The following is a 13,655-nucleotide window of genomic DNA, read 5'->3' as shown; positions in this document are numbered from 1 at the left end:
CATCGTTAGGGCCAGGGACGGCCCGTTTTTCCCGAATTTCGATCACGCAACAAGGCATCGGTCCGGCCCCCGCACGGCCGATGCTCCCATCACCCTGGAGAGAGATGCAATGTCCAAGAAGTCCCTACGCACCACCACATGCCTGCTCGCCGCGGTCGTCGCCATAGCCGCGCCGCTCACCTTCGCCGCCGGCAAGACGCCGTTGCGCGCCGTAGCCGCTGCCGCCACGCCGGACCCGGACGCACGCGTCGACCGTCTGATCGTGCGTTACCGCCCGGGCGCGATCGAGCGCAGCAACCAGCAGCGCCTGGTCGGCGCCGTGCAGTCGGCGCTGAACCGTTCCGGCATCGCCGCCGCCGGCAGCGCATCGGTGCAATACGTGCGCAAGACCGCTACCGGCGCCGACGTGGTGAAGCTGTCGCGCAAGCTCGACCGCGCCAGCGCAGGCGCGCTGATGCGCACGCTTGCTGCCGATCCGTCGGTGGCCCATGTCGAACCGGATCTGCGCGCCTTCCACGCCGACCAGCCGGTGCGCGCCAAGACGGCCGTTTCGCCCATGCTAACGCCGGACGACGAATACTTCGCGCAATACCAATGGCACCTGCACCATCCGACCGGCGGCATCAACGCCACGTCGGCCTGGGACGCGTCCACCGGCGAAGGCGTGGTGGTGGCGGTGCTCGACACCGGCGTCGTCGACCACGAGGATCTCAACGGCAACGTGCTGGAAGGCTACGACTTCATCACCGACCCGTTCGTCTCCCGCCGCGAAACCGCCGATCGCGTGCCCGGCGCGCACGACTACGGCGATTGGAACGACGACGGCAGCCAATGCCCCATCCGTCCCAGCAGCTTCCACGGCACGCACGTGTCCGGCACGGTCGCGGAAATGACCAACAACGGCATCGGCATGGCCGGCGTCGCGCACCAAGCCAAGGTGCTGCCGGTGCGCGTGCTCGGCCGTTGCGGCGGCTACACGTCCGACATCGCCGATGCGATCGTCTGGGCTTCCGGCGGCGAAGTCGAAGGCGTGCCCGCCAACGAGAATCCGGCCGAAGTGATCAACCTCAGCCTGGGCGGCAACGGCGCCTGCACCGCGGGCTCCGAGTACCAGCTCGCCATCGACCAGGCCATCGCCAACGGCACCACCGTGGTGGTCGCAGCGGGCAACAGCAACGTGAACATGTCGAACTTCAGCCCCGCCAGCTGCGCCGGCGTGATCGCGGTGGGCGCCACGCGCGTCACCGGCGGCAAGGCCGACTATTCCAACTTCGGCGCCGGCGTGGATCTGTCCGCACCGGGCGGCGGCGGCGCCGTCGACGGCAATCCCAACGGCTACGTCTGGCAGAACATCAACGACAGCGAAACCGCGCCGGAAGAAGGTACGCAGACCTACATGGGCATGACCGGCACGTCGATGGCCGCACCGCACGTGGCGGGCGTCGCCGCGCTGGTGCAGAGCGCGGCCGAAACGCCGCTGACGCCGGCGGAAATGGAAACGCTGCTGAAGAACACCGCGCGTCCGTTCCCGGTCAGCATCCCGGGCAGCACGCCGCTGGGCGTGGGCATCGTCGACGCGGAAGCCGCGCTCGGCGGCATCGTTCCGCCCTGCGAAGGCGACGACTGCACGCCGGATGCGACGCCGATCGTCAACCGTTCGCCGGTGACCGGCCTAATGGGCGACAAGGACGCCGAACTGCTGTTCTCGCTGGACGTGCCAGCCGGCGCCAGCGGCCTGAGCTTCATGACCTACGGCGGCTCGGGCGACGTGACGATGCTGGTGAGCTTCGCCGCGGAGCCGACGGCGGACGACTACGACCTCCGCTCCACCCGTCCGGGCAACAACGAGCGCATCAATATCGCCGCGCCGAAGGCTGGCACGTACTACATCAAATTGGTGGGCGTGGCCAAGTTCGCGAAGGTGACGTTGGAGGCGCGGCACAACTGATCGCGCATTGCCCGCAGGTCTCGCCACCGGGACCTGCGGGACCCGCTCTTCGTAGGAGCGGCTTCAGCCGCGAGCTCTTATGCCGTCATCCCGAGCGCAGCGAGGGACCTGCTCCACGGAAACTGCAGATTTCTCACTGCGTTTTGGACGATAAGAAGGATCAAGAGCTCGCGGCTGAAGCCGCTCCTACGGATCTAGCCGACGCGGCGTGCGCTTCGTCGCACTCGTCGCATACGCAGGGCGGATGCAGGAACACGTTCTGGTCCTGACCGAGCCGCAGAAGCGCCGCCTCGACCACGTCCCGCGAGCGCATCAACCGCGCCTGTGCGCGCCCGACGATGCCCCGGCGCTGCTGCCCGCTCGCATCGAGCCATCCGTCGAGCTTGGCGAAGTTCTCGCAGCAATGATCCAGCTCGCTGTACTCGTATCGCAGCGGCGTGCCGTCTTCGAGCACGATCAGATGCTTCGGCCGCAGATACCGCGCGCCGGCCATGTTCTCGGCGAGATGGACGGTGGTATTGGCGTCGTGCCCGACGCCGAGCAGCAGCACCTGCCCATCGAGTTCGTAGACGCGCCCCACTGGGCTGTCGAGCCCATGGGGTACATCCAGCGGATGCGTCGCTGTAATCCGCGCCGCCATCGGACCCACCGCCGCGAACGCATGCGGGTTGTCGCTGCGCATCACGCCCGGCATCCGCCAGAACGTATCCGCCACCACGCCCATGCCCGCGCATGGCGTCGATTTCGCATCGAAAGGCACCTCGTCGTCGTCGGACATGCTGGGCATGACCAGCGTGCCGTCCGGGCCCAACGCGTCGCGCAACGCCGCGATCAGGCCTTCCGGGCCGCCTTCGATCGGGCCCAGCTTCGAGAATGCGGCGTGCACGACCAGTATGCCGCCTGGGCGTACGCCGAGTGCCGATAGTTGCGCGAAGAGTTCTCTGCGGCTTCTCGTGTCGATGTTCACAGACGCATGCCCAGCCATATCACTGCCTCGGTAGACGCCGACACCACTGGCGAAAGGACACGCGGCCAGAACGACCCGGTTTGGATGTGGGAAGCGGATCGATCGTGATGTTCCTGCTCTTCGGCGAAGATCGACGAAACGGCTCTGGTCGCATCGGCATCTCTATTGCCTAACTCGTCGAGTTGGTGCGACAAGTGCCGAAGAACGACGCGCTCGACCGCCACCGTGGTGGCGGCGATAGCGCGGCGGCCAAACAGCCCGGTAACGGCTCCAAGGACGAAGCCACCGGCGCCGCAAAGCCAATAGCTGCGGCATCGGGGGCGGCCGCGGCGCTCCAATTCGTTCCGGAAGACGGATCGGTGCCCTTCTTCGTGCGACTTGAAAGTGCGCAGCTCCGCAAGCATATCCCGAGCGGTCAGCCGGGCCAGCAATATCTGTCCTGCGTAGATATTCACCGCACCATGCTCGCCGGCATGGTTAACCCTGAGCACCCGATCGCCGTAGGTTTGTGCGACGCCGTTTTGCATGGTCGGCATGATGGACCAGCCGACTGGACTATGTCATCCGAGAACGTTGGGGCCAGATCAAACGTCAGGGCCGGTTCCGTTCGAGCGAGGCCAAATCCTCCAGTGCCTCGCGCGTCGACTGCTGCCTCGGCTCGTTGAGCTGCACCCGCAACGCCAAAGCGCGGGTGAAGCATTCGCGCGCGCCGGCGTAATCCTTGGATTCCACGCGGAACCTGCCCCAATGGTGAAGGGTGTAGTGTTCCAGTTCCAGCGCGTCCAAGTCGCGCGCGATGGCCAGCGCCTCCTCGAACTGCGGACCCGCTTCGGAGCGTCGATCCAAGTACTGGTTGGCCGTCGCCAAGTTGAGCAGCACCCAGCCGAGCGCAGCTGTCCGGCCGTAGGGCCGGGCTTCGTCCAGTGCGGCAGCGAGGATCGTGCGGGCTTCGCTCTCACGGCGAGCGGAGGTCAGCATGCCGCCGATATCCGCAGCGATGCGTATCGCCTCGAGCCGGTCGCCCCGGTAGCGGGCCGCGGCCATCTCGGCGCGGGCTTGGTCGATTTCGCGATCGAGGGCCTTGAAGTCGGCCGGGGTAAACCTCCGGAAGTACGGGTCTCCAGGCGTTCCCGCTGTTTCGGATTTGGGTGCGCAACCGATCACGAACATCATGACCGCGATGAACAGGAAGAAATTACGTGCTTTCACGGCGATTCCGATGCCTGCTGAGACCATGGCAGAGCAGCAGGCTTACAGCTGCTCGCCAAGGTACAAGGTATGGCCCTGATCGTCATGGATAACGATCTCCCTGGTGTTCCAAGCCGTCTCGTGCACGTCCTTCACCAAGGGCACGTCGCGCGCTCTGAGCTGAGCGGCGATGGCAACCACGCCATCGGTCTTGAGATACAGGTGGAAGTGTTCGCCATCTGCAACGTAGGTGATCGACGGATCTTTTTCATCCACGAGCTTCAGATGGAAGACTTGTTCGCCGACGCGAATCCCGGCGTAGAAGTCCTGGTAGTTGAACTCGACGGAGAATCCCAGCTTCTCCGTATAGAAACGAATGGACGAGGCCATGTTCGTCGTGCGCAGCTGCGGAACGATTCCGGTAATCGCCATTTTGCTTCTCGTGACTGCCAATGTGCCGATCGGCTCGAATAAATTATAAGAGGCCCACTAGACGGTCTCATGGCTGACGGAAAGAGTGTAGTCGGAGCGCTCAACGGAAGCCTGGAAAGCGGGTAGAGCCTCCACGGCGGCAAAGAACGCATCAGCGGTTGGGTAGTCGAAAGACCATAGCGAGGCCTCCATGCCGCTCAACGCGGCATCGGGCGAGCAGGTCAGCTCGCAATGCAGCTGCTCGAAATGGTCGTGCTCTCCATCTGCATCGGTGATCTCGAACTGGCACACCGGGTCAAAATGGAAGAGCGGGCTGCCCGTAAAATCGTAAGTGCCTACCTGAAACAACAGGCCGATGCTCTGCGGCCCGAATACCTCGCGGCCATAGGCTTTAAAGGCGGACCATGCCGCTAGGCCATAAACCGGTTGACCGTCGACGCCATGCTGGCGCAGCAGCGCAACGAGACGATCTTCCTGTGGAGTGCTAGACACTAGGATAGCCCTCTAAATGCTTGAGTTAAGCCGGCTCGCGGAGTGTGGTCGGCTTGAACGAATTGTCAGGCGCCATCTACGTTGGCTCCAGCGGCTGCGACCAAATGTGGGGTGAAGCATAGGCGCAAAAAAACACGCCAAAGATGCTCAACGCATAAGCGACTGCAGCGATAACGGCAGCAGTCGACGCAATGCCCGCACACACACCGCCCTCAGGACTGCGGGTCGAACTGGAAGACGCGCAGCTCCTGGTCGCAACGGCAGGCCTTCGCAATGCGCGCGGCCCACACGATGGCTTCCTCGCGCGAGAGCAGTTCGAGCACGGTGAAGCCGCCGTCGAGCGGGGGCGCCCACGGGTAGCCACCCTCGGCGACCGCGCCGTCTGCCGAGACCAGCACGGGCGGCACGTCTTCGTCGATGCCGCCGCCGAAGACGTAGACCCCGGCGGCCTTCGCCTGGTCGATCACGGCGTGCGCGTCGCGGCCCACCGCCTCCCACTCGCCGTCGGGCACGACCATCGCCGCGCTGGGGAAAGAGATCAGGTACTTGGCCATGGCGCTCCTTCTTGGGGATGGTCGTAAAGCGTGGGTGCGGCCTAACGCCTGAATTAAGCCGTGCCGCGAAGCGGGTTCGGCTTGAATGAATGGTTAGGCGCCGTGCCGTGGCAGCGGAGCCAGATAATCTGATATCGGCTCAAGAATAAGCTCAGGCAGGCTCTCCGCGATGGCTTCCCGCATCTGTTGCCAGGCTTCCGGATCCACTGGCGGCCGGGCAAGACCTTCTGCTTTTGCTTCAGCGGACGGCCACTGCGTGTAACTGTACCAAACGTCATCCGGGCCACGATGCAAGCGCGACCCAAGCGAGCCGCGTTCGGCTCGCAATAGCAGGGTCACACGCGACCAAGCCTGCACGAAGGAAGCTTCAGAGCCGGGATGCAAGCGCCAGCGATAAATGGCGCAGAAGATAGGTTGTAGAGGGGTCATGTGCGCGAAACCTGGTTTGAGCGCCTGGCTGCATTTAGGCCCCAATGGGTATAACAAATATCGTCCACCGCGGGCGCGGCCCGGTCAACAGGCAATGAAATCGACCTGTTGCCATTCGCCCAAGTTAGTTTCGCCGCAATAACGCTACCTAGAGCTCGCCACCATCGAGGGTGCGCCGCCAGCCTTCGTGCCCCAACCGCGTCAGCGTTTCGATATTGCGATCCACGATCGCATCCGGATCCGGAAACGCTTCCACCGCCCGCGCCACGCTGTCTTCGCGCAGCAGGTGCAAAGTCGGGTAGGGCGAGCGGTTGGTGTAGTTGGCGATGTCGTCGGGTTCGCTGCCGGCGAACTGGTAGCCGGGGTGGAAGCTGGCGACCTGCAGCACGCCGTCCAGGTCCATGGATTCGACCAGGCCGTCGGCCAGGTCGAGGAAATCGTTGTAGTCGAGGAAATCGGTCAGCGCGTGCGGATGCACGATCAGCGTGGTGTCAATCCGGTCGGCGGGCGTGTCGCGCAGCAGCGCCAGTTCTTCGCCCAACGCCTGCAGCAGATCTTCAGGCGTCGTCGCATCGCTAAGCACGAAGCGCACCTGCTGCTTGGCGACAACGGCTTTAGCGAACGGGCACAGATTCAAGCCGATCACCGCGCGTTGCAGCCAACGCTGCGTGGCGGCGATGGGGTCCTGTGGCGCGTCGGCCATCGCGGCGGCGTCAGTCGCGGAAATTGTTGAATTGCAGCGGCAGCCCGAAGTCGCCCTTGCGCAGCACCGCCATCGCCGCCTGCAGATCGTCGCGCTTCTTGCCCATCACGCGCAGCTTGTCGCCGTTGATCTGGGTGTCGACTTTGAGCTTCGCGTCCTTGATCGCATTGACGATCTTCTTGGCCTGGTCGCGCTCGATGCCTTGCTTGACCTTGATCTGCTGGCGCGCGCCGGCGACGTTGGTCAAAATTTCGCCAGGTTCCAGGCAGCTGATGTCGATCTTGCGCGCGATCAGCCGGTTGCGCAGGATGTCCACCATCTGCTTCAACTGGAATTCGCTCGGCGCGGACAGCGCCACCGTGCCGTCTTCCAGCACGAAAGAAGCCTCCACGCCCTGGAAGTCGAAACGTGTGGTCAGCTCGCGGTTGGCCTGGTCCACGGCGTTGATCAGCTCGTGGGAAACGACCTCCGAAACGATGTCGAACGAGGGCATGGCGGCAGGGGCGAGTGAGGGCGCGCGATTATGACAGGGCTTCGGGCTGGGCCTCAAACCGCTGCGCGTACTTGCGTTCGTCGGCGATCGATTGCACCTGCTCGTCCGACAGGTCGGGCGCGCCGTACACGGCATAGACCGGCTCGCCGTTCTGGCGGCCTATCTGGTGCAGCCGGTAGCGGGACTGTCCGCTGCCCGTATTGGGCGGGTAGTGCAGCGGCGCTTCGCCGCCGTCCAGGTCCAGCTCGCTGTTGTCGACGGTGCCGCCTACGAAAAGTGCTCGCAACATGCAGGTTCTCCGGAAGGGTACGCGCCGATGATGCGATGCAGCGCGTTCGCTGCGGATGAAACACGCGTTTCAACCGCGGAATGCTGGGTTGCGGCGTCGCGAACGCCTGACTTTCCGCCTATTGAGGCGCCCCTGCCGCGCCGTTAAGGTGCAGCGTGCGATCGGGCAAGGGGGAAAGCGGATGAAAGCTTGGCTGGCGATGCTGTGCCTGTGTCTCGCGACGATGCCCGCCAGGGCCCAAACTCCACCCAAACCGACGCCGGAAGCCGCCACGGCTGCCTTGGTCGAAGGCGCTAGAAACTCGCGCAGCGACGCCATGCTGGTATTGCGCGACGGCAAGACCGTCGCCGAGTACTACCGCAGCGGCCAGGCGCCGGGCCCGATCGAAATGATGTCGGCGACCAAATCGATCGTGGCGTTGGCCATAGGCGGGTTGATCGCCGACGGCAAGATCCCCTCGCTGGATGCGCCGGTGCACACCTGGTATCCGGAATGGAAGCAGGGGCGCAAGCAATCGATCACGCTGCGCATGCTGATGGACCACACGTCCGGCCTGCAGAACGTGATGCGCGCCGACGAGGAAATCTATCCGTCGCCGGATTTCGTGCAATTGGCATTGGCCGCGGAATTGGATAGCGAACCGGGCAAGGCGTTCGCCTACAACAACAAGGCGGTGAACCTGCTGGCCGGCATCGTCGCCAAGGCATCCGGTGTGCCGATGGACCAATACCTGCAACGCAAGCTGTTCGCGCCGATGGGCATCCAGCCCGGTCAGTGGGAACGCGACAAGGCCGGCAATCCGCATGCGATGTCCGGTTTGCCGTTGCGCGCGGCGGATGCGGCGAAACTCGGGCAATTGGTGTTGGACGATGGTCGTTGGAACGGGGGGCAGTTGCTGCCGGCCGCGTTCGTGCGCGAGATGTTGGGCAAGAGCGAACTGGTCGAGGAGTCCGGCCTGCTGTGGTGGCGGGTGCCGGCGTGGGGGCGTTTCATCGCCGATGCCGGCAGCCTGGAAACCATGCGCAAGGCAGGCGTGCCCGAAGCTGTGGTGCGCAAGCTGCAGCCGTTGGTGGGCCGCAGCTTCGAAGGCCAGGGCGAGCTGATCCCGGCGATCGAAGCGGCGCTGGGCGAAGACGCGATGGAAACCTGGGGCAAGGAAGTGATGTCGCGCGGGCTCAGCCCCGGCAAGATCTTCAAGATCGACATGGGCCCGATGGTCGCTTATGCGGCCAAGGGCTTCCAGGGGCAGTTCATCGTGATCGTCCCGCAAGCGCGGCTGGTGGCGGTGCGTTTGGTCGCTTCGACCGAAGACTGGAAGCCCAGCGATGGCTACGACGATTTCACCACGCGCGTGATCGCGTTGGCCGATGCGATGGTGCAAGGCGACCTGAAGCCACTGCCGTAGCGCAGTCCAGCGTGCCTGCGTTTCAGCGATTGTAGAGCGGGCTTGCTGGGCTGCCTTTGCCCTCAATCCGTCATCCCCGCGAAGGCGGGGATCCAGCGCCTTTGCCGTTGCTCTGTGTAGAGCGGAGCTTGCTCCGCTGCCTTGGCTTGGGGGTTGTCGCGACCTGCCGGCCTTTCAGGCCGGGGTTTCGTCCGCTAAAATCGCGGCCGAGTTACTTTCTTTTTGTGGAGCCCAAAAAGAGAAGTAACCAAAGAAAAAGGGCCTTTGGAAGGGATCCCGGCGATGGGTTACCCCATGTTTCGGCTACCGCTCGCTAGCGCTCGGGATTCCTCCGTCGTTTCGACATTCAGATTCGAGGCGATCGACCCGAACGCCTCCTTAGCGAAACTCCGCAAAAGCCACGTCACCCATGGGCTGCGAATCAAAATCTAGTACCTGCGTAAGAAGGTCAGCCACGACGAAAGCTTAGGCCGCTGGCGGATTTTCAGGCGCGACGCATCGCACCGCAGTTCAGGCCTTTTCTTTGGTTACTTTCTTTGGGCCAGCAAAGAAAGTGACCCGGCGCAGCCGGAAGCCTTTGTCCATGGCGCGAGTCGCAGCGCAGGCCGCCAGGACGCGGGCCTGGATCCCGGCCTTCGCCGGGATGACGGCTTGGGGAGCACAAGCAAGATGGGTCCCAGCGTTCGCTGGGATGACGGCTTAAGAGCGAACGGCTTAAGAGCGAACGGCCTAAGAGCGAACGGCCTAAGAGCGAAGAGCAGCGGAGCAAGCCCCGCTCTACAAAGCGGGAGCAAGGGCAGCAGAGCAAGCTCCGCTCTACAAAGGCGGAGGCGGAGTCGTTGGAGCTTGCGATCTCAGCCGCAGGGAAGCCCCGCGGAGCGGCTCCGCGCTCTAGAGGGCACGGCCCGCCCGACGTGCGCGATACTTGCCCGATGAGCCGACACGCCACCCACACCCGCGCCATGCTGTACATGCTGATCGCCGTGGCGCTGTTCGCGCTGATGGATGCCGGCCTGAAACTGCTCGCCCCGCACTATCCGCCGCTGCAGGTGGCGATGCTGCGCGGCGCGTCCGCGTTACCGCTGGTGTTGGCCTGGACATTGCTCAGCGTCGGTACCCGCGCCCTGCTGCGCGTGCACTGGCGCCTGCACCTGCTGCGCGGCGTGCTGGGCGTGGCGATGATGTTCGGGTTCGTATACGGCTTGCGCACGCTGCCGTTGTCCACGGCGTATGCGATCACCTTCGTCGCACCGCTGCTGGTCACCGCGATGGCGGTGCCCTTCCTGGGCGAAAAAGTCGGATTGCGGCGCTGGACAGCGATCGCGATCGGCCTGGTCGGCGTGCTGGTGGTGCTGCGACCCACCGGCGCGGGCATGCTGACCCTGGGCGGCCTGGCGATCCTGCTGGCGGCGATCTGCTACGCCGCTTCGGCCATCACCGTGCGCATGCTGGCCCAGCGCGACAGCACCCAGGCGATGGTGTTCTGGCTGATGGTGATCATCGCGCTGGGATCGGGCGTCCTGTCGGCGCACGAATGGGTCGCGATCCGCGCGCAGGACGCATGGGTGATCGCCGGCATCGGCATCACCGGAACGCTGGCGCAGATCGCGTTGACCGAAGCCTTCCGCCGCGGCGAAGCGTCGCTGATCGCGCCGCTGGAATACACCGCATTGGTATGGGGAGTCTTGCTCGACGTCACACTTTGGGGCGTGCTGCCCGACTCGGTGACTTGGCTGGGCGCGGCGATCATCGTCGCCAGCGGCCTGTACTTGTTGCGGCGCGAAAAAACCCACGCCGTCGCGGTACCGCCTTGATGCGCTAAATAGAGAGTCCCGCTCCGCGCCTTCGGGCGCAGAGCGGGACCGGGTTGTACGCCAGCGCCTTACTGGCTGCCGCCGGGCGTCCAGCTGCCGCTGGGCGAGCCGCCGCCTTCGCTCAGGATCTGTTTCCAGGTGACTTCCTGGCCCTTGCGATGGCCCTTCTCGGTCAGCTTGAGCCCGGTCGGATCGATGGTGAGGGTGTAGGCCTTGTCGTCGATTTCGATTTCGCGCCTCAGCGACTTGTCCAGTTTGGTGGCCATCGGTGATCTCCTCGATATGAAAATGCCCTGCCACTGTTCGGATTCCGCATTCAGATGGCGTGAAGACGGCCGACGCTGCGCCGCGCCATGACCGTTTAACGCAGCCGGAGTAGGCTCGGCGGTCCGCGGTCCGTGAAGGTGTTGCGATGGTTCAGAGCAAAGCGGAAACCGTCGCCCGATACCTGGCCGAATTGCCCGCGGAGCGACGCGCCGTGGTGTCGCAGGTGCGCGACATGGTCAACGCGCACATGCCGGCCGGCTACGTAGAGACGATGGCGTTCGGCATGATCGGCTGGGGCATCCCGCTGTCGCGCTATCCGGACACGTACAACAAGCAGCCGCTCGGCTACGTGGCGCTGGCTGCGCAGAAGAACGGCTATTCGCTGTATCTGATGGGCGTGTACGGCGCCGGCGAACAGGAAAAGAAATTGCGCGCGGCCGCGGCCGCGCAAGGCAAGAAACTCGACATGGGCAAGAGTTGCATCCGCTTCAAGCGGGCCGAAGATTTGCCGCTGGAGGCGATCGGCGAGCTGATCGCCAGCATGAGCGTGGCGGATTACATCGCGGTGTACGAAGCGAGCCGTTAGCGCCGACGCCGATAGAACGTAGCCCGGGTAAGCGCAGCGCACCCGGGACACGTCGCGACCCGGGTGCGCTGCGCTTACCCGGGCTACGACTTCCTGTCGAACCGCTAGCTTTGTTTCACCAACTCCACGCGCCGGTTCTTGGCACGGCCGGCCTCGCTATCGTTGTCGGCGAGCGGCTTGTCGGGACCGAAGCCTTGCGCGGTGAGCCGTTCCGCCGCGATGCCCTTGGCCACCAGTGCCGCGCGCACCGCCTCGGCGCGTTCCTTGGACAGCGTGCGGTTGCGCTCGGCGGTGCCGGTGCTGTCGGTGTGGCCGTCGATGGACAGCTTCAGCGCCGGATCGGCCTGCAGCAGCTTGGCGATCTCCTCGACCACCGGCGCGGCGTCGGGCCGTAGCGTGGCCTTGTCGGTGTCGAAGTTGACGTACAGCGCCACGCGCCCGTCCGCGTCGAGCTTCTTCTTCATCGCTGCGGCGTCGAGGAAGGCGAGCTTGCTGGCCATCGCCTGTTTTTCGAGCACCACCAGCTCGCCGTGCAGCGGGATGGCGCCGGTGCTGACCTGGATCCAGTATTCCTTGTCGCCCTGGCGGATCAGATACGTGTGGTTCTCGCAGCCGTCGCTGGCGCAGGTGCCGTGGTAGTGCTTATCGACCGCGGCGCGGCCGCCGAAGGCCTCGTTGACCTTGTGCGTGTACTGCACGCGGCTGACCTCGGCGCCGCCGAGTTCGGCGATGGCGTTGGCATAGTTGCGGTGGAATTCGATTTCCGAATATTCGCGCTGCTCGGGATTGGTCAGCTGGAAGCGGTCGCGGAAGACCTTGCCTTCCACGGCCACGACCTTGTCGCCGGCGATCATGTGCTCGCGGTCGAAATTCTTGCGGCGATCTTTGTCGGCCAGCGTGCTCACCAGGCCTTCGGGTTCCTTGAAGAAGGGGAAGGGCGGCAGGCTGGCGCTGCTTTCCGGGACGTTGGCGGGATCGAACTCCGCCGGTGCCTGCGGAGCCGGTGCAGCTTCCGGTTCTGCCTCGGCCGCGGGCGGCGTCGAGGGAACGGCGCCTGTTGCGACCGCATCGGGTGTGGCAGCGCTCGCATCTGCGGGCGGCGAGGGCGCGGCCAGGGACGCGCCTTGCGCCGCATCGGCGTTTTCGCTGCGGCAGGCGCTGAGCCAAAGCAGCACGAAGGCGGACAGCAGCAGGACACGGGTACGCATGAGCGGCCTCCAGGCGGGCGCGAATCGGTCGAAGCTATATACGCGAAAACCCCCGCGGAACTGCCAGGATCCGACCAACGGCATCCGGGCGCGAAAAAAAGAAACGGGCCCCGCAGGGCCCGTTTCGATAGCTTGCGATGCGACCGGTCAGAAGCGCGCGCCGACGCCTACGCCGACCACCCACGGATCCATCTGGGCTTCGCCGACCTTGACGTCGCCCGACTTGATGTCCGCATCGCCCTTCATGTAGCGGGCATCCGCGCGGGTGAACCAGCGCTCGTTGATGTTGAAGTCGGCGCCGACGGTGCCGATCGCGCCCTTGGGCGTGGTCAGGCCGACGTGCTGGCCGTTGAGCTTCTCGTCGCTGACGTTGGACTCGTAGTAGCCCAGTCCCACGAAAGGACGGATCGCCTGGCCGGCGGTGCCGAAGTGGTACTGGCCGCTCACCGCGACCGGCTGCTGCTTGATGCTGCCGACATTGGCGCCGTCGGCGCGGACGCGCTGCTCGGACTTGTCGGCGGCGCCCCACAGTTCGACCGCGAAATTATCGGTGGCGTACCAGCTGCCGCTCAGGGTCGGCATGCCGCCGCCGTCGAAGCCGGTCTTGCCCGGCGCGTTTTCCAAGGCGTCGGACTTCGGTTTCATGTGCGCATAGCCGCCGGTCACGGCGAAACGCTTGCTGGCGGCGGAATCGGAAGCGTCCTGGGCGAAGGCCGCAGGCGCGAACGCCAGCGTGGCGGCGACAGCGATGCTCAGGTTGCGAAAGGACAACATAGGAAATCTCCTCGTTAGTATTCGAATGCCCGGGGAGAGGGCACGGGAATCCTAACGAGATCTTTATGAACTCCCTTTGTGCGTACCATGAATATTCCGCGGGTAT

17 protein-coding genes are annotated in these 13,655 nt (G+C 64.7%); 4 read left to right on the top strand and 13 right to left on the bottom strand.

Going from position 1 to position 13,655, the window contains the following annotated elements; all coding sequences use genetic code 11:
• The first annotated feature begins 109 nt into the window (after window positions 1-109).
• Window positions 110-1,948 carry a S8 family peptidase gene (locus M2650_RS13585; protein WP_249475394.1) on the top strand — a complete coding sequence of 613 codons (1,839 nt, stop codon included), beginning with the start codon at window positions 110-112 and terminating at the stop codon, window positions 1,946-1,948.
• A 160-nt stretch (window positions 1,949-2,108) separates the two neighbouring features.
• On the opposite strand, the gene M2650_RS13580 is transcribed toward M2650_RS13585, so the two are convergent.
• The 10 genes from M2650_RS13580 to M2650_RS13535 form a co-directional block, all read right to left on the bottom strand.
• Window positions 2,109-2,834, bottom strand: coding sequence for an AAC(3) family N-acetyltransferase (locus M2650_RS13580; protein ID WP_345779866.1), 726 nt, complete (start codon window positions 2,832-2,834; stop codon window positions 2,109-2,111).
• 77 nt (window positions 2,835-2,911) lie between these two features.
• Window positions 2,912-3,451, bottom strand: a complete 540-nt coding sequence (locus M2650_RS13575; RefSeq protein WP_249475390.1) for a demethoxyubiquinone hydroxylase family protein — start codon at window positions 3,449-3,451, stop codon at window positions 2,912-2,914.
• A gap of 55 nt (window positions 3,452-3,506) precedes the next feature.
• Window positions 3,507-4,124 (bottom strand): tetratricopeptide repeat protein, encoded by a 618-nt coding sequence (locus M2650_RS13570; RefSeq protein ID WP_249475389.1) that lies wholly within the window; start codon window positions 4,122-4,124, stop codon window positions 3,507-3,509.
• Window positions 4,125-4,166: 42 nt separating this feature from the next.
• Window positions 4,167-4,535 (bottom strand): VOC family protein, encoded by a 369-nt coding sequence (locus M2650_RS13565; RefSeq protein ID WP_249475387.1) that lies wholly within the window; start codon window positions 4,533-4,535, stop codon window positions 4,167-4,169.
• Between the two features lie 57 nt (window positions 4,536-4,592).
• Window positions 4,593-5,027, bottom strand: a complete 435-nt coding sequence (locus M2650_RS13560) for a hypothetical protein (RefSeq protein ID WP_249475385.1) — start codon at window positions 5,025-5,027, stop codon at window positions 4,593-4,595.
• 212 nt (window positions 5,028-5,239) lie between these two features.
• Window positions 5,240-5,581, bottom strand: coding sequence for a YciI family protein (locus M2650_RS13555; protein WP_249475384.1), 342 nt, complete (start codon window positions 5,579-5,581; stop codon window positions 5,240-5,242).
• 93 nt (window positions 5,582-5,674) lie between these two features.
• Window positions 5,675-6,010 carry an antibiotic biosynthesis monooxygenase family protein gene (locus M2650_RS13550; protein ID WP_249475383.1) on the bottom strand — a complete coding sequence of 112 codons (336 nt, stop codon included), beginning with the start codon at window positions 6,008-6,010 and terminating at the stop codon, window positions 5,675-5,677.
• Between the two features lie 148 nt (window positions 6,011-6,158).
• The gene (locus M2650_RS13545; RefSeq protein ID WP_249475382.1) at window positions 6,159-6,713 is read right to left on the bottom strand and encodes a DUF1415 domain-containing protein; all 555 of its coding nucleotides are present in this window, start codon (window positions 6,711-6,713) and stop codon (window positions 6,159-6,161) included.
• A 10-nt stretch (window positions 6,714-6,723) separates the two neighbouring features.
• The gene (locus M2650_RS13540; protein ID WP_249475380.1) at window positions 6,724-7,206 is read right to left on the bottom strand and encodes a YajQ family cyclic di-GMP-binding protein; all 483 of its coding nucleotides are present in this window, start codon (window positions 7,204-7,206) and stop codon (window positions 6,724-6,726) included.
• 28 nt (window positions 7,207-7,234) lie between these two features.
• Window positions 7,235-7,495: a hypothetical protein gene (locus M2650_RS13535; protein WP_249475379.1), complete on the bottom strand. Its 261-nt coding sequence runs from the start codon at window positions 7,493-7,495 to the stop codon at window positions 7,235-7,237.
• 181 nt (window positions 7,496-7,676) lie between these two features.
• Between M2650_RS13535 and M2650_RS13530 the strand changes: the two genes are divergently transcribed.
• Window positions 7,677-8,900 (top strand): serine hydrolase domain-containing protein, encoded by a 1,224-nt coding sequence (locus tag M2650_RS13530; RefSeq protein WP_249475377.1) that lies wholly within the window; start codon window positions 7,677-7,679, stop codon window positions 8,898-8,900.
• Window positions 8,901-9,832: 932 nt separating this feature from the next.
• Entirely contained in the window at window positions 9,833-10,714 is an 882-nt protein-coding gene (locus M2650_RS13525; protein ID WP_249475375.1) for a DMT family transporter, read from the top strand.
• A gap of 68 nt (window positions 10,715-10,782) precedes the next feature.
• On the opposite strand, the gene M2650_RS13520 is transcribed toward M2650_RS13525, so the two are convergent.
• Window positions 10,783-10,980, bottom strand: a complete 198-nt coding sequence (locus M2650_RS13520; RefSeq protein WP_249475373.1) for a hypothetical protein — start codon at window positions 10,978-10,980, stop codon at window positions 10,783-10,785.
• Window positions 10,981-11,126: 146 nt separating this feature from the next.
• Between M2650_RS13520 and M2650_RS13515 the strand changes: the two genes are divergently transcribed.
• Complete coding sequence (locus M2650_RS13515; protein ID WP_249475371.1) at window positions 11,127-11,567, top strand: DUF1801 domain-containing protein; 441 nt, start codon at window positions 11,127-11,129, stop codon at window positions 11,565-11,567.
• Window positions 11,568-11,671: 104 nt separating this feature from the next.
• Here the strand turns inward: M2650_RS13515 and M2650_RS13510 are convergent, their stop codons facing one another.
• Both M2650_RS13510 and M2650_RS13505 read right to left on the bottom strand, forming a co-directional pair.
• Window positions 11,672-12,775, bottom strand: a complete 1,104-nt coding sequence (locus M2650_RS13510; RefSeq protein WP_249475369.1) for an OmpA family protein — start codon at window positions 12,773-12,775, stop codon at window positions 11,672-11,674.
• 147 nt (window positions 12,776-12,922) lie between these two features.
• Entirely contained in the window at window positions 12,923-13,549 is a 627-nt protein-coding gene (locus M2650_RS13505; RefSeq protein ID WP_249475368.1) for an OmpW/AlkL family protein, read from the bottom strand.
• Between the last annotated feature and the right edge of the window lie 106 nt (window positions 13,550-13,655).

It is taken from the genome of Luteimonas galliterrae (genome assembly GCF_023374055.1).
GTDB lineage: Bacteria > Pseudomonadota > Gammaproteobacteria > Xanthomonadales > Xanthomonadaceae > Luteimonas_C > Luteimonas_C galliterrae.
The sequence above is the reverse complement of the archived record's forward strand: the minus strand, read 5'-3'. Positions and strand labels throughout refer to the sequence as shown.